Annotated in this window: 27 protein-coding genes and 2 pseudogenes; 8 read left to right on the top strand and 21 right to left on the bottom strand. The window is 41.4% G+C overall.

The features are described 5' to 3' along the window. The first annotated feature begins 12 nt into the window (after positions 1–12). On the top strand, positions 13–1,341 hold the full coding sequence (locus bslm_RS17690) for an arsenic transporter (protein ID WP_029318749.1): 1,329 nt from the start codon (positions 13–15) through the stop codon (positions 1,339–1,341). 56 nt (positions 1,342–1,397) lie between these two features. On the opposite strand, the gene bslm_RS17695 is transcribed toward bslm_RS17690, so the two are convergent. From bslm_RS17695 to cotH, 3 genes are all read right to left on the bottom strand, one after another. Continuing rightward, positions 1,398–2,075: a DUF2642 domain-containing protein gene (locus tag bslm_RS17695; protein WP_003227857.1), complete on the bottom strand. Its 678-nt coding sequence runs from the start codon at positions 2,073–2,075 to the stop codon at positions 1,398–1,400. 59 nt (positions 2,076–2,134) lie between these two features. Continuing rightward, positions 2,135–3,358, bottom strand: a complete 1,224-nt coding sequence (locus bslm_RS17700; protein ID WP_046381375.1) for a hypothetical protein — start codon at positions 3,356–3,358, stop codon at positions 2,135–2,137. 127 nt (positions 3,359–3,485) lie between these two features. Further along, on the bottom strand, positions 3,486–4,574 hold the full coding sequence (gene cotH, locus bslm_RS17705) for a spore coat protein CotH (protein ID WP_015251067.1): 1,089 nt from the start codon (positions 4,572–4,574) through the stop codon (positions 3,486–3,488). Positions 4,575–4,714: 140 nt separating this feature from the next. Between cotH and cotG the strand changes: the two genes are divergently transcribed. The 3 genes from cotG to bslm_RS17720 all read left to right on the top strand — a co-directional run bounded on the left by cotG (position 4,715) and on the right by bslm_RS17720 (position 6,605). Beyond that, positions 4,715–5,302, top strand: coding sequence for a CotG/ExsB N-terminal domain-containing protein (gene cotG / locus bslm_RS17710; protein ID WP_072692783.1), 588 nt, complete (start codon positions 4,715–4,717; stop codon positions 5,300–5,302). A gap of 173 nt (positions 5,303–5,475) precedes the next feature. After that, positions 5,476–6,093, top strand: a complete 618-nt coding sequence (locus tag bslm_RS17715) for a flavin reductase family protein (RefSeq protein WP_003227852.1) — start codon at positions 5,476–5,478, stop codon at positions 6,091–6,093. 176 nt (positions 6,094–6,269) lie between these two features. Next, positions 6,270–6,605: a DUF4181 domain-containing protein gene (locus bslm_RS17720; protein WP_021480762.1), complete on the top strand. Its 336-nt coding sequence runs from the start codon at positions 6,270–6,272 to the stop codon at positions 6,603–6,605. 4 nt (positions 6,606–6,609) lie between these two features. On the opposite strand, the gene ggt is transcribed toward bslm_RS17720, so the two are convergent. Next, on the bottom strand, positions 6,610–8,187 hold the full coding sequence (ggt, locus tag bslm_RS17725; protein WP_046381376.1) for a gamma-glutamyltransferase: 1,578 nt from the start codon (positions 8,185–8,187) through the stop codon (positions 6,610–6,612). A 213-nt stretch (positions 8,188–8,400) separates the two neighbouring features. Between ggt and chrS the strand changes: the two genes are divergently transcribed. Genes chrS through chrA form a run of 3 tightly spaced genes read left to right on the top strand, consistent with a single transcriptional unit; the run spans position 8,401 to position 10,017 of the window. Beyond that, entirely contained in the window at positions 8,401–8,877 is a 477-nt protein-coding gene (chrS, locus tag bslm_RS17730; protein ID WP_014478181.1) for a chromate efflux transcriptional regulator ChrS, read from the top strand. 13 nt (positions 8,878–8,890) lie between these two features. Continuing rightward, on the top strand, positions 8,891–9,484 hold the full coding sequence (gene chrB, locus bslm_RS17735) for a chromate efflux transporter subunit ChrB (RefSeq protein WP_015251064.1): 594 nt from the start codon (positions 8,891–8,893) through the stop codon (positions 9,482–9,484). Next, the gene (gene chrA, locus bslm_RS17740) at positions 9,481–10,017 is read left to right on the top strand and encodes a chromate resistance efflux protein ChrA (RefSeq protein ID WP_014665634.1); all 537 of its coding nucleotides are present in this window, start codon (positions 9,481–9,483) and stop codon (positions 10,015–10,017) included. Before chrB ends, chrA begins: the two co-directional genes overlap by 4 nt. A gap of 26 nt (positions 10,018–10,043) precedes the next feature. On the opposite strand, the gene bslm_RS17745 is transcribed toward chrA, so the two are convergent. Beyond that, positions 10,044–10,265, bottom strand: a complete 222-nt coding sequence (locus bslm_RS17745; protein ID WP_032722655.1) for a hypothetical protein — start codon at positions 10,263–10,265, stop codon at positions 10,044–10,046. Next, positions 10,262–10,807 carry a flavodoxin family protein gene (locus bslm_RS17750; RefSeq protein WP_032722656.1) on the bottom strand — a complete coding sequence of 182 codons (546 nt, stop codon included), beginning with the start codon at positions 10,805–10,807 and terminating at the stop codon, positions 10,262–10,264. Before bslm_RS17750 ends, bslm_RS17745 begins: the two co-directional genes overlap by 4 nt. Before the next feature lie 122 nt (positions 10,808–10,929). Here bslm_RS17750 and bslm_RS17755 point away from each other — a divergent pair, with 122 nt between their 5' ends. Then, positions 10,930–11,811, top strand: coding sequence for a LysR family transcriptional regulator (locus tag bslm_RS17755; RefSeq protein WP_014481127.1), 882 nt, complete (start codon positions 10,930–10,932; stop codon positions 11,809–11,811). Between the two features lie 86 nt (positions 11,812–11,897). Here bslm_RS17755 and bslm_RS17760 read toward each other — a convergent pair whose 3' ends face one another. The 15 genes and pseudogenes from bslm_RS17760 to bslm_RS21110 all read right to left on the bottom strand — a co-directional run bounded on the left by bslm_RS17760 (position 11,898) and on the right by bslm_RS21110 (position 23,027). Then, positions 11,898–12,611 carry an endonuclease V gene (locus bslm_RS17760; RefSeq protein ID WP_046381377.1) on the bottom strand — a complete coding sequence of 238 codons (714 nt, stop codon included), beginning with the start codon at positions 12,609–12,611 and terminating at the stop codon, positions 11,898–11,900. 120 nt (positions 12,612–12,731) lie between these two features. Then, complete coding sequence (locus tag bslm_RS17765; protein ID WP_014481129.1) at positions 12,732–13,085, bottom strand: hypothetical protein; 354 nt, start codon at positions 13,083–13,085, stop codon at positions 12,732–12,734. 12 nt (positions 13,086–13,097) lie between these two features. Then, positions 13,098–14,087: pseudogene (locus tag bslm_RS17770) on the bottom strand (T7SS effector LXG polymorphic toxin); the annotation flags it as partial. 131 nt (positions 14,088–14,218) lie between these two features. Further along, positions 14,219–14,428 carry a hypothetical protein gene (locus bslm_RS17775; RefSeq protein ID WP_021480772.1) on the bottom strand — a complete coding sequence of 70 codons (210 nt, stop codon included), beginning with the start codon at positions 14,426–14,428 and terminating at the stop codon, positions 14,219–14,221. A 13-nt stretch (positions 14,429–14,441) separates the two neighbouring features. Continuing rightward, positions 14,442–14,960 (bottom strand): hypothetical protein, encoded by a 519-nt coding sequence (locus bslm_RS17780; protein WP_041334792.1) that lies wholly within the window; start codon positions 14,958–14,960, stop codon positions 14,442–14,444. 7 nt (positions 14,961–14,967) lie between these two features. Next, positions 14,968–16,779, bottom strand: a complete 1,812-nt coding sequence (locus bslm_RS21810; protein ID WP_046381378.1) for a ribonuclease YeeF family protein — start codon at positions 16,777–16,779, stop codon at positions 14,968–14,970. Positions 16,780–16,797: 18 nt separating this feature from the next. Further along, a complete protein-coding gene (locus bslm_RS17790) occupies positions 16,798–17,058 on the bottom strand; it encodes a YwqI/YxiC family protein (RefSeq protein WP_046381379.1) in 261 nt (86 codons plus the stop codon). A 9-nt stretch (positions 17,059–17,067) separates the two neighbouring features. Next, positions 17,068–17,490, bottom strand: coding sequence for a YwqH-like family protein (locus tag bslm_RS17795; RefSeq protein WP_010332155.1), 423 nt, complete (start codon positions 17,488–17,490; stop codon positions 17,068–17,070). A gap of 219 nt (positions 17,491–17,709) precedes the next feature. Beyond that, positions 17,710–17,832: pseudogene (locus tag bslm_RS21460) on the bottom strand (hypothetical protein); the annotation flags it as partial. A gap of 49 nt (positions 17,833–17,881) precedes the next feature. Next, positions 17,882–18,667: a YwqG family protein gene (locus bslm_RS17800; RefSeq protein WP_033885053.1), complete on the bottom strand. Its 786-nt coding sequence runs from the start codon at positions 18,665–18,667 to the stop codon at positions 17,882–17,884. A 200-nt stretch (positions 18,668–18,867) separates the two neighbouring features. Beyond that, entirely contained in the window at positions 18,868–20,190 is a 1,323-nt protein-coding gene (gene uglF, locus bslm_RS17805; RefSeq protein WP_015251054.1) for a UDP-glucose 6-dehydrogenase UglF, read from the bottom strand. A 194-nt stretch (positions 20,191–20,384) separates the two neighbouring features. After that, a complete protein-coding gene (locus tag bslm_RS17810) occupies positions 20,385–21,149 on the bottom strand; it encodes a tyrosine-protein phosphatase (protein WP_033885052.1) in 765 nt (254 codons plus the stop codon). A gap of 52 nt (positions 21,150–21,201) precedes the next feature. After that, a complete protein-coding gene (gene ptkA / locus bslm_RS17815) occupies positions 21,202–21,915 on the bottom strand; it encodes a tyrosine-protein kinase PtkA (protein WP_046381380.1) in 714 nt (237 codons plus the stop codon). Beyond that, positions 21,905–22,651: a protein-tyrosine kinase activator TkmA gene (gene tkmA, locus bslm_RS17820; RefSeq protein ID WP_003227811.1), complete on the bottom strand. Its 747-nt coding sequence runs from the start codon at positions 22,649–22,651 to the stop codon at positions 21,905–21,907. Before tkmA ends, ptkA begins: the two co-directional genes overlap by 11 nt. A gap of 232 nt (positions 22,652–22,883) precedes the next feature. After that, the gene (locus bslm_RS21110; RefSeq protein WP_003242876.1) at positions 22,884–23,027 is read right to left on the bottom strand and encodes a YwzD family small protein; all 144 of its coding nucleotides are present in this window, start codon (positions 23,025–23,027) and stop codon (positions 22,884–22,886) included. Positions 23,028–23,069 lie beyond the last annotated feature (42 nt).

Genomic DNA, 23,069 nt, shown 5'->3' on the forward strand with positions numbered 1-23,069 from the left:
GGCATATTCACATTGCTCGCTTTTTTCGTAACAATGATTTTTATTTTCTGGAGACCAAAAGGACTAAATGAAGCTATCCCCGCCACATTTGGCGCTTTAATGGTTTTATTGTGCGGAAGTGTGTCATTGGCAGACTTAGGGGAAATCGGAACAAAAGTCACGGGTGCATCGGTTACAATCCTTGCCACTATGATTATGGCCATTGCACTAGAAAGCTTTGGTTTCTTTTATTGGGTGGCTGCAAAACTGCTCCAACAATCCAAGGGTTCAGGCATCAAGCTTTTTTGGCTAACCAATTTGCTCTGCTTTCTCATGACCATTTTCCTTAATAATGATGGGAGCATTTTGATCACAACTCCAATCCTTTTGCTTGTACTAAAATATTTAGGTTTAAAAAAACATCAAAAAGCCCCATATTTATTAAGCGGTGTTTTAATAGCCACAGCCTCTAGCGCACCGATTGGCGTAAGTAATATTGTTAATTTAATTTCTCTCAAAATCATTGGAATGGATCTATATCTTCACACCGCCATGATGTTTGTCCCTAGTATGATGGGACTCATTTTTATGACTTGTCTACTGTTTATGTTCTTTTATAAACGTCTTCCCAAGAACCTGCCAGATATACCGGGCCATTTTCAGTCTCTGCGGCATAGAAGGTACCATCCTCTTCATTCGCCATCAGCTCCTTTACCAGAACGAAATCAAACAAAAATCATGTTGTTTGTGCTTGCATTTGTTTTTCTCGTCAGAATGAGTCTATTTGCAGCATCATATACCGGTATTTCTGTTCCTCTAGTCGCTGTCATCGGATCTTTTATCCTGTTGAGCTGGAGATGGATTTATTTCAAAACCTCCCCAAGAGACTTGTTATATAAATCGCCTTGGCACATTTTTATATTCGCTTTTACTATGTATGTCTTAATTTATGGTCTGCATAATATTGGATTCACAGAGTTACTTGTGAATTATTTTGAACCTGTGGTTTCTGGAAGCCTCGCCCATGCAACTTTCGCATCAGGTATCTCTACTTCAGTTTTTTCTAATCTCTTTAACAACCATCCAGCGTTAATGATCAGTACTTTTACCTTAACTGAAATGACCCTGAATCCTTCAACAACAAAAATCATCTACTTGGCAAATATTATCGGCAGTGATATCGGTTCATTATTATTACCTATGGGAACCTTAGCAACGCTTATTTGGATGCATATATTAAAACAGCATGATGAAAGTATTTCATGGGGCGAATATATAAAAACGACCATTATCATCATTCCGCTGACTGTTCTTTTTACGTTAACATGTTTATATTTTTGGATCAGTTGGTTATTTCTTTAGCACAGTATGAAACGAAAAACTGCCTTCTGCTTTTCAAGAGGGCAGTTTTGTATACACTAGGGAAGATGCATTGTCTTTAGATGATTTAACTTCCAAATGACTGGCTCTCCACTTGCGTTAATAAGCTCAATTATATTATTAGAGACATCCTTTAATAGACCAACTTTTTCTGGCACCTCTCCCATATCAAATATGACCAATTCACCAATATTTTTTTTGATCTGCTCCTCAAAATTACGCACAAGAGGAACTTTGGAAGGCACGACCGGCAATTGTGAGTTGTCAAGAGTATACGGTGTTTGTTCAGTTGAATAAGGGGTAAACCATTTTAAATGATGCATAGATATAAAAAGTATTTTAAATACGGGTGAGAAAAATACAATATAATCGTTTAAAACATTTGTAACATACCCATGGATCGATCGACCCCCAGTTACATAAACTTCAATAAACTGGCCTTTGACCTTGTTTAATGTATTTCTATATGAAAAAGCTTGAGTTTCTGCCTCTATCATTGGATCTTCCGGATTGATCAAAAATGGCTTCTCAGTACTGGTCATTATTTTCGCCTTGTTCATTTGATGAAGATGCAACAAGGGAATATAAAGATAATTGCAGCCATCAAAAATAACAAAAATATCCTGTCCGATATCTATGAGGGTGCCGACAAACCTTGTATCTCCTGAAATGACAACCTCAACATCTGTGTTAAGGAATTGATTCAAACCTTTCACGATTCTCCTCCTTTAACTGAAAAAGGGCATCACTTAATCTGATGCTCCTCCATTATCTATTAAAATTTACGTTTCCAGTGATAGTCTATCGTTCTGACAATCGTTTCATAGCTATAATCATCCTTTTGTTTTTCTGAACTTTTGAAGGAACTTGAATAACCTGGTGATCTTGATGATTGATAATCTGATGATCTTGGTGATCGTTTAGATGATTTTGATGATTGATAATCTGAAGATTTTAATGATCGTTTAGATGATTTTGAAGAACTTTTTGAACGTGACGAACGGCCAGATTTGGATGATTGATAATCCGAAGATTTTAGTGATCGTTTAGATGATTTTGAAGAACTTTTTGAACGTGACGAACGGCCAGATTTGGATGATTGATAATCCGAAGATTTTAGTGATCGTTTAGATGATTTTGAAGAACTTTTTGAACGTGACGAACGACCAGATTTGGATGATTGATCATCTGAAGATTTTAGTGATCGTTTAGATGATTTTGATGAGCTATATGATTTTGAAGAAATGAACGAATTGCTGTCCTTATCATTATTGTCTTCCTGGCTTTGTTCATTTTTTTGATCCTCTTTTTTGTACGACCCTTTTGGTCCTAAGCTGATGCTTTTTATGTGAAAAGGATAGATGCGAAGCACCTCTTGATTTTTCACTATAGTATAATGGCCGTCGGCATTATCTACAAGGATACCCTCAATGGCTTCCGGACCTCCACGATTAATTGAAACCCATTTATGAGTCAGACTCTTAAAAACCTCGCTTAAATCATCAGCTTCCAAAACTCCAACTGGCGTCTGCTCTTCTATTTTCAAATCAGGCTCGTGTTTACTTATACTTTTGATGTGATGGATATTAAAATACACTACCCCATCCTCATTTGTGTTTAACGCAGCGTAATCATCTCCCAGCCAGACCAATCTTCCTTTTTTAGATTCCGGACCCCCTTGGTTAAATTGAACTGATTGGTTTATTAAATGTCCGATTAAGCTATGAAAATCATCAGCATCGAGCATTTCCTCAGTCTCAATTGTCGTGGTGCTATTATTGGTATCCTCAGTAATACTTTTCACATGCTCCAACTGATAATAAATTATTTTTTTTTCAGCTTGTAAAGCTATATAATCTGATTTTACAGCTGTTAATTTTCCTTTTTTAGATTCCGGACCTCCACGATATACAGTAACAATTTTATCTTTCATTGAGTGCAAAAAGTTATAATACGATATTTCATTATTTGAATGATATTTCATTCTCCTCTTGCTCATTCAAATTCCTCCTAGTCACTTATACATAGATGATAAACATACTGCATATATACGTGTCACATTTATTTGTTGAACTAATTCAATAGCCTAATTGTCGCTTTTTCCGCGAATACCCATTTTCACGCATTCATAAAATACTTAAATGATCTTTGAGGTATTGTGAACGGTTTTTAATATACTCGCAGATCACATCCGGCTCACGGTCAAAACGCTCAATATCATTCTTTTTATACGGGTCCATGAGGACAAACGGCCTAATCCGTTCATACATCGCCATGATTTTCGGTTCCATATATTCTATTGTAAAAAGAGATTGGAGCGTTTTTTCTAACAGGCGCTTGTAGGACTTGCGAAACTCGGATTCATCCAATATCCGGGCGGTTAGTGTATTAAATCCTTGAATTCTTACATAATCGGCAGCCATCCGCTCTCCATGGATATCCCTGCCCCAAGTCGCATCATAATCCCAAGGAATCACCTCAAATAATCCGGTTTCCCCGCTTCTGTATAATGCGTAGTTGTGGACAAACCCGTCATAGTTCGAGGTGAATACAATACCAGCAAGCCAGCGCAAATACTTATCGACATCCACGTGTTTTGTCACTTCTGACTTAAACTGAGCTTTAGGGACCGTATTAATTTTAAAAATCATATCCTGTAAATAAAAATCATCCTCCTCAGTCCCTGTTTTCTTTTCATATCCAAGCTCCAGCGATGTTTTCGTTTCCCTTTCTAAATCGCTCATCAGAGAAAAGTTGGCATCATCATCCACCGCATAAAAAATCGCGCCATCAGCCAGCTTCCTTTTCGCCAAATAATATTCATCTACGGATTCAAGTTCAAGATAAACCCCTTCATTCTTCCCATTCATCTTTACAAACACAAACTCTGCCTTTGGAGACAGTGTCCCTAGCTCCGAGAAAAAATCCAGAGACAATTTGTTTCTCATCAAGGAAGGGTCTTTATACTCCGCATTTAAGTGAATCTCTCGCGCGCCGCGGAATGTTTTCGGCTGATAAAAGGAAATATGGTATGACTTCTTTTTGAAGTCTCTGATATGTGATCCCCGATAAGCGATATCAATATCCAGCCTTTTTTGATTTACCTTCATCACAGCTGGCACCGGATCATCGTCCCATATATCCTTTTTTAATTCACGCAAGTCTTTTGGATGAACAAACAGCTGATAAAGCGGTAAATTGGATTGATTCTTCATCCATAATCCTCCTTACAAATTTTAGGCTTTTATTTTTATAAGATCTCAGCGGAACACTTATACACTTTTTAAAACCGCGCGTACTATGAGGGTAGTAAGGATCTTCATCCTTAACATATTTTTAAAAGGAGGATTTCAAATTGGGCCACTATTCCCATTCTGACATCGAAGAAGCGGTGAAATCCGCAAAAAAAGAAGGTTTAAAGGATTATTTATACCAAGAGCCTCATGGAAAAAAACGCAGTCATAAAAAGTCGCACCGCACTCACAAAAAATCTCGCAGCCATAAAAAATCATACTGCTCTCACAAAAAATCTCGCAGTCACAAAAAATCATTCTGTTCTCACAAAAAATCTCGCAGCCACAAAAAATCATACTGCTCTCACAAGAAATCTCGCAGCCACAAAAAATCGTACCGTTCTCACAAAAAATCTCGCAGCTATAAAAAATCTTACCGTTCTTACAAAAAATCTCGCAGCTATAAAAAATCTTGCCGTTCTTACAAAAAATCTCGCAGCTACAAAAAGTCATACTGTTCTCACAAGAAAAAATCTCGCAGCTATAAAAAGTCATGCCGCACACACAAAAAATCTTATCGTTCCCATAAGAAATACTACAAAAAACCGTACCACCACTGCGACGACTACAAAAGACACGATGATTATGACAGCAAAAAAGAATACTGGAAAGACGGCAATTGCTGGGTAGTCAAAAAGAAATACAAATAATCTAAGTTTTCATTGTTTCAATAGGCTGCCGGCGGAGGTACGGAAGCCTATTTTTTTATTTGCCCTGTATTAGATATATGTCATGACATAACATATGCAACCCGCATCATTTGGTTTCCTTTAAACCATTTCGTTATAATCAAGGTATCCTAACGATAAAGGCGGTTGTTGCTATGTACATATTTCAAGCTGATCAGCTTAGTGCCAAAGACACATACAAGCTATTGTCAGGTACCGTTATTCCCCGCCCCATTGCATTTGTGACAACACTTTCTTCAGGAGGAGCGGTCAATGCCGCGCCTTTCAGTTTTTATAACGTCGTCAGCTCAGATCCTCCGCTTCTCAGTATTTCTGTTAACAGGACGGAAGGACGCCAAAAAGATACAGCGCGAAACGCAGTGGAGAACGGAGAATTTGTCGTTCATGTCAGTGATGAAGCCATCATTGAAGATATCAATGAAACAGCTGCAAGCTTAAGGCCGGATGAAAGCGAGCTTACACGCACCTCGCTTCATCCTGTTGAAAGCAAAGCTGTTTCAGTTCCCGGCATTAAGGAAGCCCGCGTTCGCTTTGAGTGCAAATTAGAGCGGCATATTACCTTTGACAATGATCAAGGCATCACTACAGCAGATCTGCTCATCGGAAGAGTTGTCTGCTTCCACCTAGATGAAAAGGTGTATGATGCAGAAAAGGGATATATTTTAACGGATGAATTAAAGCCTGCCTCACGATTGGCGGGAAATCACTATGCCAAGCTGGGGGAAGAATTCACACTGATTCGTCCCAGCTGAAGAGAAGGACTATTTAAATAGAAGAAACTAGTCAAAAAGACCTTATGATTACAAAATATCGCCTGTAAATAACTGAAAAAATATCAAAAAAAGAACACCCAGAGTAAGCTCGGGGTGTTCTTTTATGAAACGTTTTTCCTTTTTCTTCGTATATAGGTAGATTAGGAGGAATTGGAATGACAAACTTTTGGATTTTAATGCTGATCGCTATTACCATCAGTCTCGCCTCTCAATTTTTTATAAAGAAAAAATACGGTATTGATAAATCCGGCTGGCGATATAAGCATGTCAGCAATACACACAAATGGATCGAAATCACTTTACTTATTTTGTTTGTGTTTTCACTCTCCTTTTTTCCAGTTGAATATTTGCTTCTTTTATTTTTTATTGTGATTGACTCAATACGAATTTTTATGGAGTGGCATTATAGACCTGAAGATAAACAGTTTATGTACCACATTGTAGAGGTCTCCCTTATGTTTATGCTTTTGATTTATATTTGTACCCTATAGTTATTTAAATCCCCACAGCCGCTCCGTCTCCCCGAGGATCGGCTCCGCCTTGGAGAAAGCCTTCTTCATCAACTTTGATTGCAGCCGCTTGTCCCATCAGCGGATCATAGTCACCGACAACCTCCACGAGATGCCCGCTGTCTTTCAGTTTTTGGATTGTTTTGTCTGTGAATCTGCCCTCGACTCTGAGACCTTCGTATTCCTCTCCCCACGTTCTGCCCCATACCCAGCGCGGTTCGCTGATTGCCTGCTGTGGATGCATTCCGTAGTCCAGCATTCGGGTAATGATGGCCGTCTGAGTCTGCGGCTGGCCTTCGCCGCCTTGTGTGCCGTACAGAATTTTTGGCTTTCCGCCTTTACAGACCATAGCCGGCATCAACGTATGGAAGGTGCGCTTTCTCGGTTCAAGCGTGTTGACATGATTTTCATCCAGTGAGAAAAACGATCCGCGGTTTTGCAGTAATATGCCTGTATCACCGGCAGTGACTGCCGAGCCAAATTCAAAGTACAGGCTTTGAATGAATGACACTGCGTTGCCATCCGCATCGATTACGGCCGCATATGCCGTATCACTTCCCACCGGCCTGCTTTCTGCCGGTATTGCGAGATAGCCGATTTCTTCTGCCAATTGTTTTGCATAACGTTTGTCCAAAAGCCTTTCAAGCGGAATGTCTGCAAACGCCGGATCAGTCAGGACGGCATCCCGATCTAGAAAACTCTTTTTCAATGCCTCCACAAGCACGTGATAATACTCAAATGAACCGTGTTCGATTTGGGTGAAATCATAGTTTTCCAAAATGTTCAGTGTTAATAAACCGGTAAATCCCTGAGAATTTGGCGGCGCCTGATACACACTGTACCCTCGATAATCACTTGATACAGGCACTGCCCACTCACCCCGATGCGCTTTAAAATCATCGATTGTCATGTAACTGCCGTTATTCTGTAAATGTGAGACAATCCGCTGAGCGAGATCTCCTTCATAAAATGCGCTTCTTCCTTTTTCAGCAATCAAGTTCAGACTGTCTGCAAGCTCTTTTTGCACAAACCGCTCTCCCGGGACAGGTGCTTTGCCCCTTCTTGTGAAGATGTCAGCCGTGTAAGGCGTGGAAGCCAGCAATTCAATATTCTTTTCTGTGTGACGACACTGATCAGCTGATACAGGAAACCCATTTTGGGCATAATCGCGTGCGGGCTCCAATACATCTGCAAGAGACAGACGCCCGTACTCCTTCAGGACCGCATCCCAGCTATCAACCATTCCCGGCACGGTAATGGCACTGTCAATTCCCCGCAGCGGAATCGCGCTTTTTCCCTTATATACATCTCTCGTTACGTTTTTTCCTGAACTGCCGCTGCCATTGTAGACTTTTACTGCCTTTGTTTCCTGGTGAAAGGTCAGCCAAAAGGAATCCCCGCCAAGTCCGGTCATATGCGGGTACACAACCGCAAGACAAGCACTCACCGCAACAGCGGCGTCAAACGCGTTGCCTCCCTTATCCAGTATGCGGTTTCCGGCTTGAGAAGCGAGGTAATGCGGACTGACGATCATTTGCTTTGTACCGATGACAGATTTGTTCATCACAAGTCCCCTTTTTTAAGAAATTTTCTTCAGTATAGGGAGCCTGATTTTTCACATCTACTGATCCGGCAGAAAAACTGACGAACTTTCTACTTTTCGCAAATAACAAGATATTTTTGCATTCATTTCGAAAACAAATAAAAAATTATTATTTCGATACGTAACTTTTATGATAAAATGATTGCTAAAAGGCTACGAAAGCAGGTGGAGCAATTGAGTCATGAATATCAAATCCCCAACCTTGTACTTGATGAGACTGATAAACAAATTCTCACGATTTTGCATGAAGAAGGCAGAATTTCTTATACGGATCTTGGCAAAAGAGTCGATTTGTCACGGGTCGCCGTCCAGGCCCGTATCAACCAATTAATTGAAGCCGGTGTTATTGAAAAATTCACCGCTGTCATCAATCCCGCTAAAATCGGCATTCATGTTTCCGTGTTTTTCAATGTCGAGGTAGAACCGCAATTTTTAGAAGAGGTCGCTCTTAAGCTTGAGGAAGAGCCTGCGGTCACCAGCCTTTATCACATGACAGGCCCGAGCAAGCTGCATATGCATGGGATCTTTGCCAACGATCAAGAAATGGAAGAATTCTTAACAAAACGGCTGTATCCATTGCGAGGCGTCGTCAGTGTTGATTGCCAGATGCTGATCAAACGATACAAAAGCCGTATGGGAATGAAGCTGTAAAGGAGAGAAACGAATGAAAAACCATCCTTATCGGGATATGACGGCCGCAATGGTTCGCACCGGCATATTAGGGTTCGGCGGCGGACCTTCCGTGATTCCGCTGATCCGCCATGAAGCGGTCAATAAATATAAATGGATTGACGATGATGAATTCGGAGAAATATTAGCAATCGCTAATGCGCTTCCCGGACCGATTGCCACCAAAATGGCTGCTTATCTGGGCTTTAAGCTAAAAGGCACATTAGGTGCAGTTGTGGCGACCCTCGCCCACATTCTGCCTACATGTCTTGCGATGGTGGGCTTGTTTGCGGCTGTAAATGTGTTAAGCCATTCAGCAATTGTTGCAGGTATGATCGGTGCCGTCACGCCGGTAATTGCGGTAATGCTCGGAATCATGGCGTACGAGTTTGGCCAAAAAGCGCTTAAAGGTTTCGGCTGGGTTACCGGCATCCTGTTTTTTATCATCGCTTTTATCGGCCTGCAAACTTTACAGATTAATCCCGGCCTGGTCATTATCATTTTCTTAGCGTACGGGGCGTTTCATTTTAAACTGAAAGACAAAATCACAAATAAACATTCAAAAGATAAAGGAATGTCAGCCTCATGATATCGATCTATTTATTTATGGCGTTTTTTATCGCAAACCTACTGGGATATGGCGGCGGACCTGCGTCTATCCCGCTAATGTTTGAAGAAGTTGTAAACAGATACAGCTGGCTCTCAAACGATCAATTCTCAAATATGCTCGCACTTGCGAACGCTTTGCCGGGCCCGATCGCCACGAAAATCGCTGCGTATGTCGGCTACAGCGCAGGCGGGTGGCCCGGCTTCCTAATTGCCCTGATCGCAACCGTCGTACCGTCGGCGCTCGCATTGATCGTCCTGCTGCGCATCATCCAGCGCTTCCGCCAATCACCTGTCATCAAAGGCATGACGCTGTCCGTCCAGCCTGTCATCGCGGTCATGATGCTCATTCTTACCTGGCAAATCGGCGCAGATGGCATCAAAGCGATCGGCTGGATCCAATCGATCGTGATTGCGGGAATTTCGCTCCTTGCCATGACAAAATTCAAAATGCATCCGGCATTTTTGATTATCGCGGCGTTTTTATATGGGGGCCTTGTGATCCCTCATTTATAGAAAAAAGCACCTGGACAGGTGCTTTTTTATTTTGGCCCAGAAATGCCGTTTGATATGACAGCTGTTTCTTCTCCTGCGTCACTCTTGATGATGTGCTTGACTTGCAGCGTGGTTCCTGCCATTCTCACAGATTGCTTCAACTCGGACGAATTGGTTTCAACTTGTATCCAAACAGGAGGCTGGACCTTCCAAAATAAATAGAGTGCAAGAATCAGCAAGCCAGCAATGACCGACAGCAAAAACTTCATATCGCATCGCTTCTTTTCAGTAAGCGGCCCGCAGCGGACAGCGCCTGATGATCACGAAGAATATCGCCTGGACGATTGCCTTCTCCCAGCACATAGCCTTTAAAGGACATTCCCATAAAATGAAAAATATGTTCGAATTGCTGAATCAGCGGCAGCCCTTTTATTTTTGGATTGTCTCCGCCCACTGCTATTACATATGCCTGTTTCACTGACATTTGCTGTTTAAAATCAGGAAATCTCGGATCTCTCAACGTCTGTGACCAGCGATCAATAAACAGCTTTAATGTCCCTGACATGCCAAACCAATAAATTGGGGTGGCGAATACAAGAATATGGCACTGCAATATCCGTTCAATGATAGAATCGTAGTCATCTTGAACAGGACGAAAGCCGCCTTGGGCGTGACGCAGATCTTCAATTGGCTGAATTCGATATTTCTGCAAATAAATGTGCTCCGCATCGAATCCTTGAACAGCCTTCTCCGCAAGAACATCCGTATTTCCGCCAGACCGAGTTCCGCCGTTAATAACCGCAATTTTCATGATGCATCTGCTCCTTTGTTTACGAATGATTTTCTTCATCTTATAATGGATTCATCAATCAAGACAGATGATTATTTCGATTAATCCAATCGCTAAAACCGATTTAGAAAGGAAGAGAACAAGTGGAATTGAAGCAGCTGATCACCTTTATTACGGCGGCAGAACATGTAAACTTCACCCTAACCGCCAAAATGCTTAATTATGCACAATCAAGCGTTACCTCTCAGATCAAATCACTTGAAGAAGAAATTGGGACGCCTTTATTTGAACGGCTCGGCAAGCGGCTTATCTTGACAGAAGCAGGAAAAACGTTCAAATCTTATGCACAGAAGATCATTGCGTTAACAGAAGAAGCGAAAATGGCCGCAAATCAAGTAAGAGAAACAACCGGAACCTTAAAAATCGGGGCGACAGAAAGCCAGTGCACATACCGCCTGCCCCCTATCATAAAAGAATTTAAACAGGCTTTTCCCCAAGTAAAGCTCATATTCAAACCATATATCTCCAATGAACAAGCGAAAGAACAGCTCTTACAGGGCCAGCTTGATATCACCTTCATCTTGGATGTAAACCGGATGGAAGACGCACTGCACGTTGAATCTTTGATTCAGGATGAGATCAAAATGGTGGCTGCTAATGACCATCCTTTTCCTGCGGATTTACCAGTAACATTGAAGGATCTTCAAAACGAAACTCTTCTGCTGACAGAGGACGGCTGCTCGTACCGCACGCTCTTTGAGAACAATTTGCATGACTCCGGTGTCTATCCTAACAAATTGGAATTCGTCAGCATAGAAGCCATCAAACAATGCGTGATGGCCGGACTTGGGATTGGAATCTTGCCTGAAATGACAGTAAAAGATGATATTGCAGCAGGCCGGATGAAAGAACTCAATTGGCAGAGTGATTGCCCCGTTTTCACTCAATTAGCATGGCATAAGGACAAATGGATGTCTGCGCCATTAAAGGCTTTTATCGATTTGACACGGAAAACATTCAAATAAAACCTCTCCACAAGGACGACAAGGTTTTTGAGACCAGGAAAGCACACACATACAAAAAAACACTTGATGACTTAGAGCCCCAAGTGTTACATGTGATTTTTCTGATAAAACGTTCGCAAAACATGCGTTTCAAGGTCAGCCAGGCGGACAGGGATTGGCAATCTGCTTTCTTGATTGATCAAGCTCATGGTGATCTGATAGCTGCTGTCTAAATCAATGTTATTTCCGCAAGACAAGAAAATAGGCTTAACATCCCGCCGCGTCCGCAGCGCCCGTCCATATACCTCACCGTCAATGATAATATCGGTGTATGCTCCTACTTCATTTTCAGGCGTCACGAAATCGCAGCCTTTGATTTTGAGATAGGTTTTCGCTATCCCAATCGTCGGCTTACCCAGAAAAAAAGCCGCATGGGTGGCAACGCCCATATGGTTGTAATGCAGATATCCGTTGCCATCAAACAAGAAGACATCCGGCTCCGTCTCCAGCTTTTTCGCCGCCTCGATGATCAAAGGCAGCTCACGAAACGCAAGAAAACCGGAAACATACGGTACGCTGATTTTCCCCATACTATGCACTTTTTCAATGACTTCTTTTGTATCAGCGTCAATCACGATAATACTGCACACTCCGTATGGTTCTCCGTTCTGCTCCCAATAGGCGAGATCGACGCCTGCGCAGGTGTTGATGGAGTCTAGGTTGATGGAGGTGGATAGGTTGATTTTATGGATAAGGGATTGTTGTGTTTTTACAAATTCTTCTCTGTTTAGGTTGAAAGAATGTATTTGTTTAACATGCATCTAAAATCAATCCTACCTCCTGTTAACTAGTGTCTGTTTTTCTTTGTATTCATTTTTACTTTGAAAACTTACAACTCCAGGTTCTGCAAACTTTATTAATAGTTCTAATTAAATGTTTAACTACATTTCATTATTCGTAACTTTGTTTAATATAAATTCTATATTTTTAACTATTTCAATATGGCTATTTGTCTGAAATTCATATATGGGTTGATCCCAATCCTCATTTTGCATCATAACTAGTTGATAAAATCCATTAGCATCCGCATCTGGATACCAACCTAAATCAAGTAAGTAATTTTTACGAGAGTATGTTAATTGCATTAAATCTTGTGAAAAAAACAACCATTTTTCATCGTCTGGTGCTAGGTTTTTCGGATCAATTTCTCTAAAACTGTTTTGATTTATGGTCCATCCTTTTGGAATCCTTAAGGGTTGTAAACTTATTTCTGGCATTTTTTTTATCTTTCTCATAAAAGCCTCCTATTACTTATCAATACCAAGTTGTTTTAAATACTTATCTAATCGACTTCCAGCAATCGGATGACCATGATATTCACCACCAGAAAACTCCGCTCTAATCCAGCTTGTTGGTGTACCTAGATCATAACCGACTGTTTTTCCTGCATCATAAATGAAATAATAGTTGTTATTTCCATTATCAATAATATGACCTTTTAGAAGTGCCTCTTTTTCTAAAGCTTTGTTATTCACATCTGGTAAGTACTGAGCAGCTTTTTTACCTGTCATACTAAAACGTTTTGCTTCTTCAGGTGTTTTAGCCTTAACATGTTTATGGCCATGCGGAGTAAACGAAGCATTATTAAGCATCGTTCTAAATTCTTTACGACCATAATATCCATCGTGTGCTACTTTATCGTGATTTTTAGAAATGTTAGGACTATGAGAGCTTCCCTTACGACCGCCATCACTAACCATCTTCACAATCCCAAGATCCTTAACAGCCGTCTTTTCCACATCGACACGTACTGTCGGGATTCCGAATGTAAAGCCATCCGGAGTTACAGGGCGTTCTGCGTACACGCGGACGTTTGTTGGGACTTTGAATTGTTTTACTTTCTCTAGTGTTTTGTTTGCTTTTTGGACTTTTGAATGGGTTGCAAGCGGGATGCCTTTATCAATATGTTTCGCCAGTGCACCGGCTCCAACCAAACTCAGCACAGCTTCCAGCGCCCCCTGCTTCCGCTTCTCCTCAGACACTTTGTTTCCAAACATATCCCGTCCCGTGACGGCTTCTGAGAATCCGTTTGACGCAACAAGGCCGTATGCACCCATTTCTGTCATTTTGAGAATGTCTAAGGATTTGCCTGTTTTGTAGGCGTCTAAAGCGTGTTCAGCCGCGATAGCAGCTTTTCCGGTTTTGTAGATGGCTTTTCCGCCTTTGAAGGCGCGGCCTGCCCAGCCGACGACTGGTATAAATCCCACGGCTGCCATGGTGCCGACTGTGACGCGTTCAAAGCCTATACTTATTTACGCTATATAAAACAGTGGACAACAAACTAATAAAAAAACCTTGAAAGGCTTCAGTGCCAATCAAGGTAGAAAATCAAACCAACTCGAAGCGTTTATTTGTTTTTAATAATGCCTTAAGATTTTTTAACAATACTATTAATTCCTTCAAATATAATATCTCTCATAACTTCATTATTACTGTTATAATTTCTTTCATTTCTTATTTTATTAAAAACCTGCTTTATAACCCCATCAATCATTATTGTTAATCCTTCTATATCTTCTTCACTACCCTCCTTTTTAAAACTTTCATTTATTATTACCAAGCTATCATCTTTTGACATTTTATTTTCTCCTTTACTCTCTTTCTTTCTCATTAAAAACTTTGTCTATATAATTTACTTCATCAAAAATCCAGTATCTATCCTCTTCAGGAATATAACTAGTAAAGTCTTCCCGAACCCCTGTCCAATTATTAGGAACATAATTTTCAAAAGGTAATAACTCAGGATACAGCGAAAGAAGCATTTTTTGATTAAAGTCTATATATAATGATGGCCTTAATTCTAGAATAGTACTTTCATAATCCTGATGTTCAACTAACTTCTTTAATTCTGAAGACGGGATAATATAGTCAGTATATTCTTTTAAATAAAGACGATAATTATCTTCATTTACAACTGAAATGTTATTTCTTAGAGAAAGAGCAAAGTCCATATCAAAACTAAACCCGTTTTTTTCATAGGCTTCTTTATATTTCATGATATCTAGTATCCAAACATCTCTTTCTGTTAGATACCATGAGAATTGAGAAGAAGTCTTTACCCCGACTATTATATTTTGGGCATACTCCGGTTTTAATAACAACGAAAACACCACTTTCTCATTCTATTTTTTTGGCTGAATGCCCATATTCCTCTAACCACTCTATCCATGGTTCCGCCGGAAGTTCATAACTAACTCCCGGTGTCGTAGGATCAACAAGCTTTGGAGCAGTTCTCCCCTGGTTACGAGGGTTTTTAGTATATCCATACTGATCAATTACTGTCTCCTTGATTAAATCATCAATCTCTTTAGGTACCTTAAATTCTACAATTTCTCCGCCTGGTCTTGCTACATCTCGATAATATTTAGCGTGTTCTAAATTGTAAGCACTTATGTTTAAATCAGCATTTTTAATAGGAATAGCAATGCTTCCATCACTATTTACTTTAATTCTATACTGACTTGTTTTATTTCCCGCTCCTCCTCCTTGAACTCTGTAATAACTTACTGATTGTTCGACAGGATCGACAGATTTTTTACTTGATTGTAACTTATCATTATTTACTTTCTTCGTATATAATTGTTTCTTCTCTGGCTTTAAGTCAAATGTATGGCCAGTCGAAGTAACAATCTGTTCTTTATTTATATGACCACTTTGCTTAATTTTAGAAAAAGAATAACTCTTATCAAGATTTCTTCCCATCGATAGCGTATTGTCAACCGACTTCGCCAATGCACCAGCACCAACCAAACTCAATGCCGCTTCCAGCGCACCCGTTTTCCGCTTCTCTTCAGACACTTTGTTTCCAAACATATCCCGTCCCGTGACGGCTTCTGAGAATCCGTTTGACGCAACAAGGCCGTATGCGCCCATTTCTGTCATTTTGAGAATGTCTAAGGATTTGCCTGTTTTGTAGGCATCTAAAGCGTGTTCAGCCGCGATAGCAGCTTTTCCGGTTTTGTAGATGGCTTTTCCGCCTTTGAAGGCGCGGCCTGCCCAGCCGACGACTGGTATAAATCCGGCTGCGGCCATAGCTCCTGCTGTCACACGTTCTGCGGTGGAGAGTTTTTCTCCGGTAACCGGATCAACGCCTTCAGTTGCTCTTTTATAATCATAATAGCCAGTGACTTCTCCAGTAAAGTTGCAAACTCCATCCCATGTTTTTTCGTACCACGGTTTGTTTGCTTCTTCCTCGGCTTTTTCCTGGAGCCGTCTTGCTTCTGCTTGCTGGGTTTTTGCATCGATATAGGTTGTTCCTTGATTTTCTACTTCAATGACGCTTTTGTAGACTTCATTGCTGTGGAAGGCTTTTTTGTCATAGTACATAGGAGAAGCGCTCTTCCCGTTGCTGGTGGCCTGCATGAGAACGGAATATTTGGTGAGCACTGCGTTGTCCAGAGATTCTAAATTTTGATATTCAGTGGTCAGGGATTCATCAAGCTTATCGACAGCTGTGATCGTGTCACGTCTGACTTTTTGGGCATCGCCCATCTTATCTGCATACTCGTCAAGCGTGTACATGTCGAGATCAATAATATCGCTGATGCCTGACAAAATAGAATCGATTTCTTCTTTATGAGCGGAGACTATCTCTGAGGCTTTCAGGTCTCCATTGGGCAGCTCATGATCCAAAAATGAAGTTTCCACATATGAATCATTCAGTTCTTGATCTTTAATATCGCCTGAAATGCCGTTTAAAAATGCAATTTGAGCAGAGACAAGCGTCAGCCAGCTTTCGACGATTTCCGCCTGTCCCTGAAAGAAATCTTTAATATTGTCCGCGCCTTTTCCTTTAAAATTATCGCCTAAATCTGCAACTCCCTGAAACGCTTTTTTCAGCGTATTCAGCTGCTCCTCAAGCGTCTCATATTGCTTTTTTCTGCTCTTCGCTTCTTCGATTAAAGATTTTGATTCAAATACTTTACTCATCGCACAGCCCTTTCTGTTCTATTTTACCGCTATCGCCTCGTCCTGCTCTTTGAGTGAATCTACGTTATCCTTTGTATCCTCGATATTTTTCTGTACCGCTTTTTTGTAATCTCCGAGCATGGTTTTGATGTTCTCCTCACGCTCATGGTATTTTTTCGTATAATCGAGGCTGTTTTTTCCGTTGGATCCTGCGGCGCTGATTGATACGTCAGCAAGCGCATCTTTGACAGAATCTAATGTTTTGATGACTGTGTCGTACTTCAGCTTAATTTCTGACATAAAAAAAGATCACCACCATTTTAGTTTACTAATTTGTCTTCCTGCTTCTTCTACGAAATCTTCTCCTTTAGCAAGAAGGTCGCCTGCGGCATTCGCTGCACTTTTTGTCAAATTAAGCTCAAATTTCTCTGTCTCAAGCCAGAATATTTTGCTTTGAATCGAAGCCATATACTCGTTATATTTATCATTCACAATCTTAGATGCTTCCGATTTCGCCTCTTCTCTTCCCTTGTCGAAATCATCGGCTTTTGTTCCCGTCCAATGCTTGCCCAATTCTGGTTTTACAATTTCTTTGATTTCAGTGATTGCCTCTTCTTGCAGCGTGTCTATGTCCTTTTTTGCTTTTTTCAGCTTTTCGATCTTGTCTTCCACGTCGGAAATTTTTCCGTTGAGCGAACTTTTGATATCCGCTAGCATACTTTCATAACCCATCTGAATCACCTCTTAATACTCAAAAAGTCGTATGGAGGGGCTGATGAAGATAGACTTTTCCATACTTTATTTCCATATATTATATTTTAAAATAGCCAGAAGGCGGCTTAAATAGGGTAAATGGCTTAATTTAGGCATATAACGCTCTTGAAATGTAGGTATTTGATCTTGTTTTTGTTCGTTATACAGTTAATAAAAGCGTTTTATCAAATAGAAATACCTAATGTCATAGTTATAAAGGCACTTGAAAGAGGCAGATGTTGTTGATCTGCCTCTTTCGGCGCTGAGCTTATTGTTCATGTTTATGTTCTTCATCTGGTCGGCCACGTCTGATTTTGTCATTTGGCTTCTATTATTCCCCGCTTCTGACCCTTTGGATCAAAAGCTTGTATTAGCTGCAGTCCCAGTTGTACAGAACGTTTGAAAAGTCTTTTTTCCTTAGATCGTCAGGTGTGATGAAAAAATTGGCGATGCCGACGTCTCCCCACATTGAATCGATATCATCGTCTGAATCAATTTGTAAAAGCATGATGGTGTGTTCTTTATATGCGTATTCCCGTGGATCATGCTGGGTAAAAGAAGCGTATCCGCCGATTTTATGGCCAAATCCGTTTTCAGCCAGTTCATTATAAATGTCTTCTTCATCCTCGCCGAACTGACCAAAGAACTCCATTGTTTCCATGCCCGTATAATGCTCAAATTGAAAATCTGTAGGCAGCACCCATTCCGAAGATTTCACAGGCTCGACTGCCGCTTCTGATAAAATCGGAAAATCACATTCGCCTGTGCCGATAAATGAAAAATCAGAAACAAGCTCGTCTTCGTTTTCTATGATATTTTCAAAATAGATCACTCTGAAATTCTTTTGTTCACATCGATCGTCAAAATTCAATCCATAGACGTCATCATGAACAGAAATGTAGAACTGCAGGATACCTGAAGAAGGGTAGCCGTCAAGCTGGGGAATGTGTGAGAAATTAATCTGTGCCAGAAGCTTCATCGGCTGTCCATTTTCATCAGTCGGGTATGTTTCATGCTTGGGGAAATAGGGATCACCGGCAATTTTGCTGTCATATCGTCCTGTTTTCCCTTTTCTCACATTCAGTTTCACGTATTCTTTCGCTGATTTCTCCAGCAAGTCGCGGTACGGTCTCATTTTTTCGGGCAGATGATTCATCAGATTCTCTCCTTTTCCGGCATCTCCAAGGTTTTATTTTCTGGTTTTCTTCGTTTCTTCTAATGTTTTTCAAACGATTGTTTAAAGAAGCCCTACTTCTGTATAATTTTCCAAACAATAGTTAAATAGTAGCAAATGTATTCAGCACCCCGCAATAGATGAAAAAAAAGACTGGTACGCAACCAGCCTTTCTTTTTCATCTATTGAATTGCACCTGACGGAACAACCGCCTTCCGACCGACAGAATAATACTCCACTCCTGAAGCCGCAGCTTCATCCAATGTGTAGCAGTTTCTGCCGTCAAATATGAGCGGCGATTCCATCAAATCCCGATAAGCCGCTAACGGAAATTGTTTAATGTCAGCCCAGTCGGTTAAAATCATGACGGCGTCAGAACCTTTGACAGCTTCCTCGATCGTCTCTTTATATTCAACAGCTTGCGGGAGAACATGCTTTGCATGACCAACTGCAATGGGATCGTAGGCTCTGATACGGGCGTCGAGCGCAGCGAGACGGTCTGCAATAACAATTGACGGCGCTTCTCTCATATCGTCGGTATTCGGTTTAAATGACAGGCCTAAAAGGGCAATCGTTTTTCCCGTCACCCCGCCGAGCCTGTTCAGCGCTTTATCAACCAGCATCGCCTGCTGATTGTTGTTGACTTTGATAACCGATTTCAGCAGTTCAAAATCATGCTCGACATTGCCGGCAATTTGCACGAGGGCGTTTGTGTCCTTTGGAAAACAAGAGCCGCCGTAGCCTATGCCCGCTTTCAAAAACTGGCTCCCGATCCGCTTATCCTGTCCCATCCCGTACGCGACTGCTTCAATATCGGCGCCGACCTTTTCACATATATTCGAAATTTCGTTTATAAAACTGATCTTAGTGGCCAGAAAAGCATTTGAGGCATATTTGATCATCTCGGCGCTTCTGATATCCGTTTGGTATATCGGGATTTGAAAAGGACGGAAAAGCTCCTCCAGCGTATTTGCTGTTTTCTCATCGGCCGTCCCGATCACGATCCTGTCACCATGAAAGGTATCATAGATCGCCGACCCCTCACGCAAAAATTCTGGATTGGATGCGACCGAAATACTGACAGGCTCCGCTAGATGTTCAGTGATCAGTCCATTAATCAAATCGTTTGTCCCAACGGGCACTGTGCTTTTCGTTACCACGACTGTATCTCGTTTGACATGCTTTGCGATGCGTTTGGCCGCATCTGTAATTTGCTCCAGATTGGCGTGCCCGTCGCTTTTCTGTGGTGTGCCGACCGCTATAAAAATGATGTCTGCCTGTGCCAAGCCTTTCTCATAGCTCGTTTCAAAGTTCAGCCGTCCATCAGCTGTATTTTTTCTCATCAGCTCTTCAAGACCTGGTTCAAATATGGGGGAAATGCCCTTTCTCATTTCATCAATCTTGTGAGCGTCAATATCAATGCAGGTTACATGATGTCCAATCTCAGAAAGAGAAACACCTGTCACAAGACCGACATAGCCTGTTCCGATGACTGTTATATTCATTGTTTCCCTCCAACAGTTAAATTGCTGCTTTGCAGCTTCCGTAATATCGTATGAGAACATCCTATCATGAATGCGAATGATCTCCCGCATAGCCTGTCGGGTACAGCCTGTACAGATTTCTGAAATGTGATTCAATCATACAATACACTATTATATCGCTCTCAAAAAGAAAGTGGTGAAATGAGAATCGGCTGTTAAAAAAGACCAAACAATTTTCTTCTTTTGACCGGTTGCGGAGGCTGTCTGAAGATGGTCTGATTCCGCAGGAGAAGCTCTGCATTTTCCCTCAGCATATAAGGAGGTTCCGAGCCGAATTCTTTTTCTAGAACATAAAGAGCCTCTTGAGTGTGAAAATTTCTCGTTTTCACATTATGGGCATCTGAGGCTACGAAATGGATCAAATTGGCTTCAACTAGCCGGAGAGAAAATGCTTTCAGCTGCTTTCCGAAGGTCCCCGCAAGACTTCCTGAAGTAATCTGAGATGCTGCTCCTTTTTCTACAAGATGATACAGCAAGGACGGGTTTTCGCGAATTTCCCTGTTGCGTTCAGGATGGGCGATAACCGGAATATATCCTTTCAGCTGCAAATCATAAAAAAGCTGCTCCGCATATCGGGGAACGTGATCAAACGGAAACTCAATCAAGATGTATTTTGTATCATTCAGCGAAAGCAGCTGACGTTTGGCAAGGTCTTGTTCCACCTCGCCGTAGATTCTGATTTCCTGTCCCGGAAGCACATGTAAAGGAATGTCTTCTTTGATTAAACGTTTGTTTAACTGATCTGCTGCTTCTCTGACTGCGGCTGGCTCGTTTTTATACACACCGTTGTTATGATGAGGTGTCGCAATGATCGTCCGGATTCCCTGACGAACAGCGGCTCTTGCCATTTCTATGCTGTCGGCCGAATCACCTGCCCCGTCATCCATTGCGGGAAGAATGTGACAGTGAATATCGATCATGTCCTAGCCCCCTTTTTTCGCAAAAATAAATAACGGGCATGATGCACGTTATTTATTTTTGCATGAAATTGTCCTTGTTTCCGTAATATCCGTATTCAGAGTGCTTCGAAAGCTTTTTGCCGTTCATAATCGCCCCAAGGAGCTTGCTTTTGCACGTTTCAAGCGCCTCTTTCGCTTTTGCGGCTTGTTCTTTTTCTGTTTTCCCGCTTGAAATAACCAGAACAGAACCGTCTGCCACGTTGCCTAAAATCTGTGCATCTGCTACGGCAAGAATAGGCGGCGTATCAAAAATGACCATATCATATGCCGCACACGCTTCGTATGCAAGCTCCTTCATCCACTTCGAGGAGAGAAGCTCGGCCGGGTTTGGCGGGATCGGGCCGCTCGTCAGCACGTCAAGATGTTTTTCATTCGATGCTTGTACAGCCTGCTCCATAGAGCTTTTCTTTAATAAAACAGATGTTAAGCCAACCGTATTTTCAAGAAAAAAAGCCGTATGTACTGTTGGTTTTCGCAAATCAGCATCAATCAGGAGCACTTTTTTTCCCTGTTGGGCGAATACGACAGCCAGGTTGGCGGCCGTTGTTGATTTTCCTTCCCCCGGACAAGCCGATGTAATCATGACTGATTTCATTTGCCGGTCCACTGAAGCAAATTCTATATTCGTGCGAATCGTCCGATATTGTTCAGAGTTCAAGGATTTCGGCTCTGTCATTGCAATGACATTTCTCCGCATCCGCGAGTCTCTGCTTTTTCTAAGCGCCAAAATGTCCACTCCCCGTTTTTTCAGATTGGAAACCCTGTAAGGTCTTTGCTGTTTTCTGCTCATTCGCAATGGTGGAAACTGTCCCTAAAACAGGTATGTCCAGCAAGGATTCGAGCTGCTCTTCCGATTTGATCGTATTATCCAAATGCTCAAGCAGGAAGGCCAGTCCGATGCTTCCCGCCAATCCGGCCGCAAACGCGATGGCAATGTTTAGTAGCGGCTTTGGCGATACAGGGGACGGATGTTCTGAAACCTCGGCTTTTGACAGAATGCTGACATTGTCAACATTCATAATGGATGTGATTTTGTCTTGAAAAACAGATGCTATAGTATTGGCAATATGAGCCGCTGTTTCCGCGTTTTCATCCCTGACTGATATGTTGACCACTTGGGAGTCCTGTTCGCTGGATACGGTAATTTTGTCATTCAGTTCTTGGGATGTCATCGACAGGCCCATTTCTTTAATGACTTCATCTAAGATGGCAGGGCTCTTAATGATGACATTGTACGTATTGATTAACTGAAGATTGGTTTGGACATCGTTAAATTGGACTTCTTTTCGTTCATTTTTCGATTGGTTGACCAGAATCTGAGTTGAATTTTCATAGATGGGTGTAAGTGCGAAGAAACTAATGAGTCCGCCGGCAGCAGTGGCAGCTGCGGTTACAATCATAATCAAAAGTATGCGTTTTGTTAACGTTGATAATATCTCTTTTAAGCTAGTAGATTCTCCCATGATACCTCCAAATCTCTTATAACATCCTTTTCCATTTACGATTATACAACGTTGAAACCGCATTTCTCCAGCTTTTCACGTGACATAATTCGACATTTTTTACAAAACGAAATGTTACTCTTTTTTATGTAAGCGCTATATTTACTGTGTTGACAGCGCTGTCTCATTTTCTCTTATTCGTGCAGTCACGTAACCTCGCATAAAAAAATCCCGCTAAAGGCGTGCGGGATTTTTATGTTGCATATCCATTTTTAATATGAGAAATCAAATTTTCAAGCATTTCCTTCGTCGTCATCTCAGATGACTGCTCACCAATTTCATGTGCATGCATCAAAATTTTCAGAAATTCTTCTTGATTCAATTTCTTTTCACTCATCTTTTTTTTCCTTTCAGCTTCCATTAAGTTGAAAACACGATT

Origin of the sequence: Bacillus sp. LM 4-2, assembly GCF_000978495.1 — a bacterium.
In the GTDB taxonomy this organism is placed as follows: Bacteria; Bacillota; Bacilli; order Bacillales; family Bacillaceae; genus Bacillus; species Bacillus subtilis.

Bases quoted from the DNA above. Each gene is read 5' to 3' on its own strand.
- bslm_RS17700 (WP_046381375.1), bottom strand. From the start codon at position 3,358: ATGAGCAAGAGGAGAATGAAATATCATTCAAATAATGAAATATCGTAT.
- cotH (WP_015251067.1), bottom strand. From the start codon at position 4,574: ATGAAGAATCAATCCAATTTACCGCTTTATCAGCTGTTTGTTCATCCA.
- bslm_RS17715 (WP_003227852.1), top strand. From the start codon at position 5,476: ATGTACATATTTCAAGCTGATCAGCTTAGTGCCAAAGACACATACAAG.
- bslm_RS17720 (WP_021480762.1), top strand. From the start codon at position 6,270: ATGACAAACTTTTGGATTTTAATGCTGATCGCTATTACCATCAGTCTC.
- ggt (WP_046381376.1), bottom strand. From the start codon at position 8,187: ATGAACAAATCTGTCATCGGTACAAAGCAAATGATCGTCAGTCCGCAT.
- chrB (WP_015251064.1), top strand. From the start codon at position 8,891: ATGAAAAACCATCCTTATCGGGATATGACGGCCGCAATGGTTCGCACC.
- chrA (WP_014665634.1), top strand. From the start codon at position 9,481: ATGATATCGATCTATTTATTTATGGCGTTTTTTATCGCAAACCTACTG.
- bslm_RS17745 (WP_032722655.1), bottom strand. From the start codon at position 10,265: ATGAAGTTTTTGCTGTCGGTCATTGCTGGCTTGCTGATTCTTGCACTC.
- bslm_RS17750 (WP_032722656.1), bottom strand. From the start codon at position 10,807: ATGAAAATTGCGGTTATTAACGGCGGAACTCGGTCTGGCGGAAATACG.
- bslm_RS17760 (WP_046381377.1), bottom strand. From the start codon at position 12,611: ATGCATGTTAAACAAATACATTCTTTCAACCTAAACAGAGAAGAATTT.
- bslm_RS17765 (WP_014481129.1), bottom strand. From the start codon at position 13,085: ATGAGAAAGATAAAAAAAATGCCAGAAATAAGTTTACAACCCTTAAGG.
- bslm_RS17775 (WP_021480772.1), bottom strand. From the start codon at position 14,428: ATGTCAAAAGATGATAGCTTGGTAATAATAAATGAAAGTTTTAAAAAG.
- bslm_RS21810 (WP_046381378.1), bottom strand. From the start codon at position 16,779: ATGAGTAAAGTATTTGAATCAAAATCTTTAATCGAAGAAGCGAAGAGC.
- bslm_RS17790 (WP_046381379.1), bottom strand. From the start codon at position 17,058: ATGTCAGAAATTAAGCTGAAGTACGACACAGTCATCAAAACATTAGAT.
- bslm_RS17795 (WP_010332155.1), bottom strand. From the start codon at position 17,490: ATGGGTTATGAAAGTATGCTAGCGGATATCAAAAGTTCGCTCAACGGA.
- bslm_RS17800 (WP_033885053.1), bottom strand. From the start codon at position 18,667: ATGAATCATCTGCCCGAAAAAATGAGACCGTACCGCGACTTGCTGGAG.
- uglF (WP_015251054.1), bottom strand. From the start codon at position 20,190: ATGAATATAACAGTCATCGGAACAGGCTATGTCGGTCTTGTGACAGGT.
- bslm_RS17810 (WP_033885052.1), bottom strand. From the start codon at position 21,149: ATGATCGATATTCACTGTCACATTCTTCCCGCAATGGATGACGGGGCA.
- tkmA (WP_003227811.1), bottom strand. From the start codon at position 22,651: ATGGGAGAATCTACTAGCTTAAAAGAGATATTATCAACGTTAACAAAA.
- bslm_RS21110 (WP_003242876.1), bottom strand. From the start codon at position 23,027: ATGAGTGAAAAGAAATTGAATCAAGAAGAATTTCTGAAAATTTTGATG.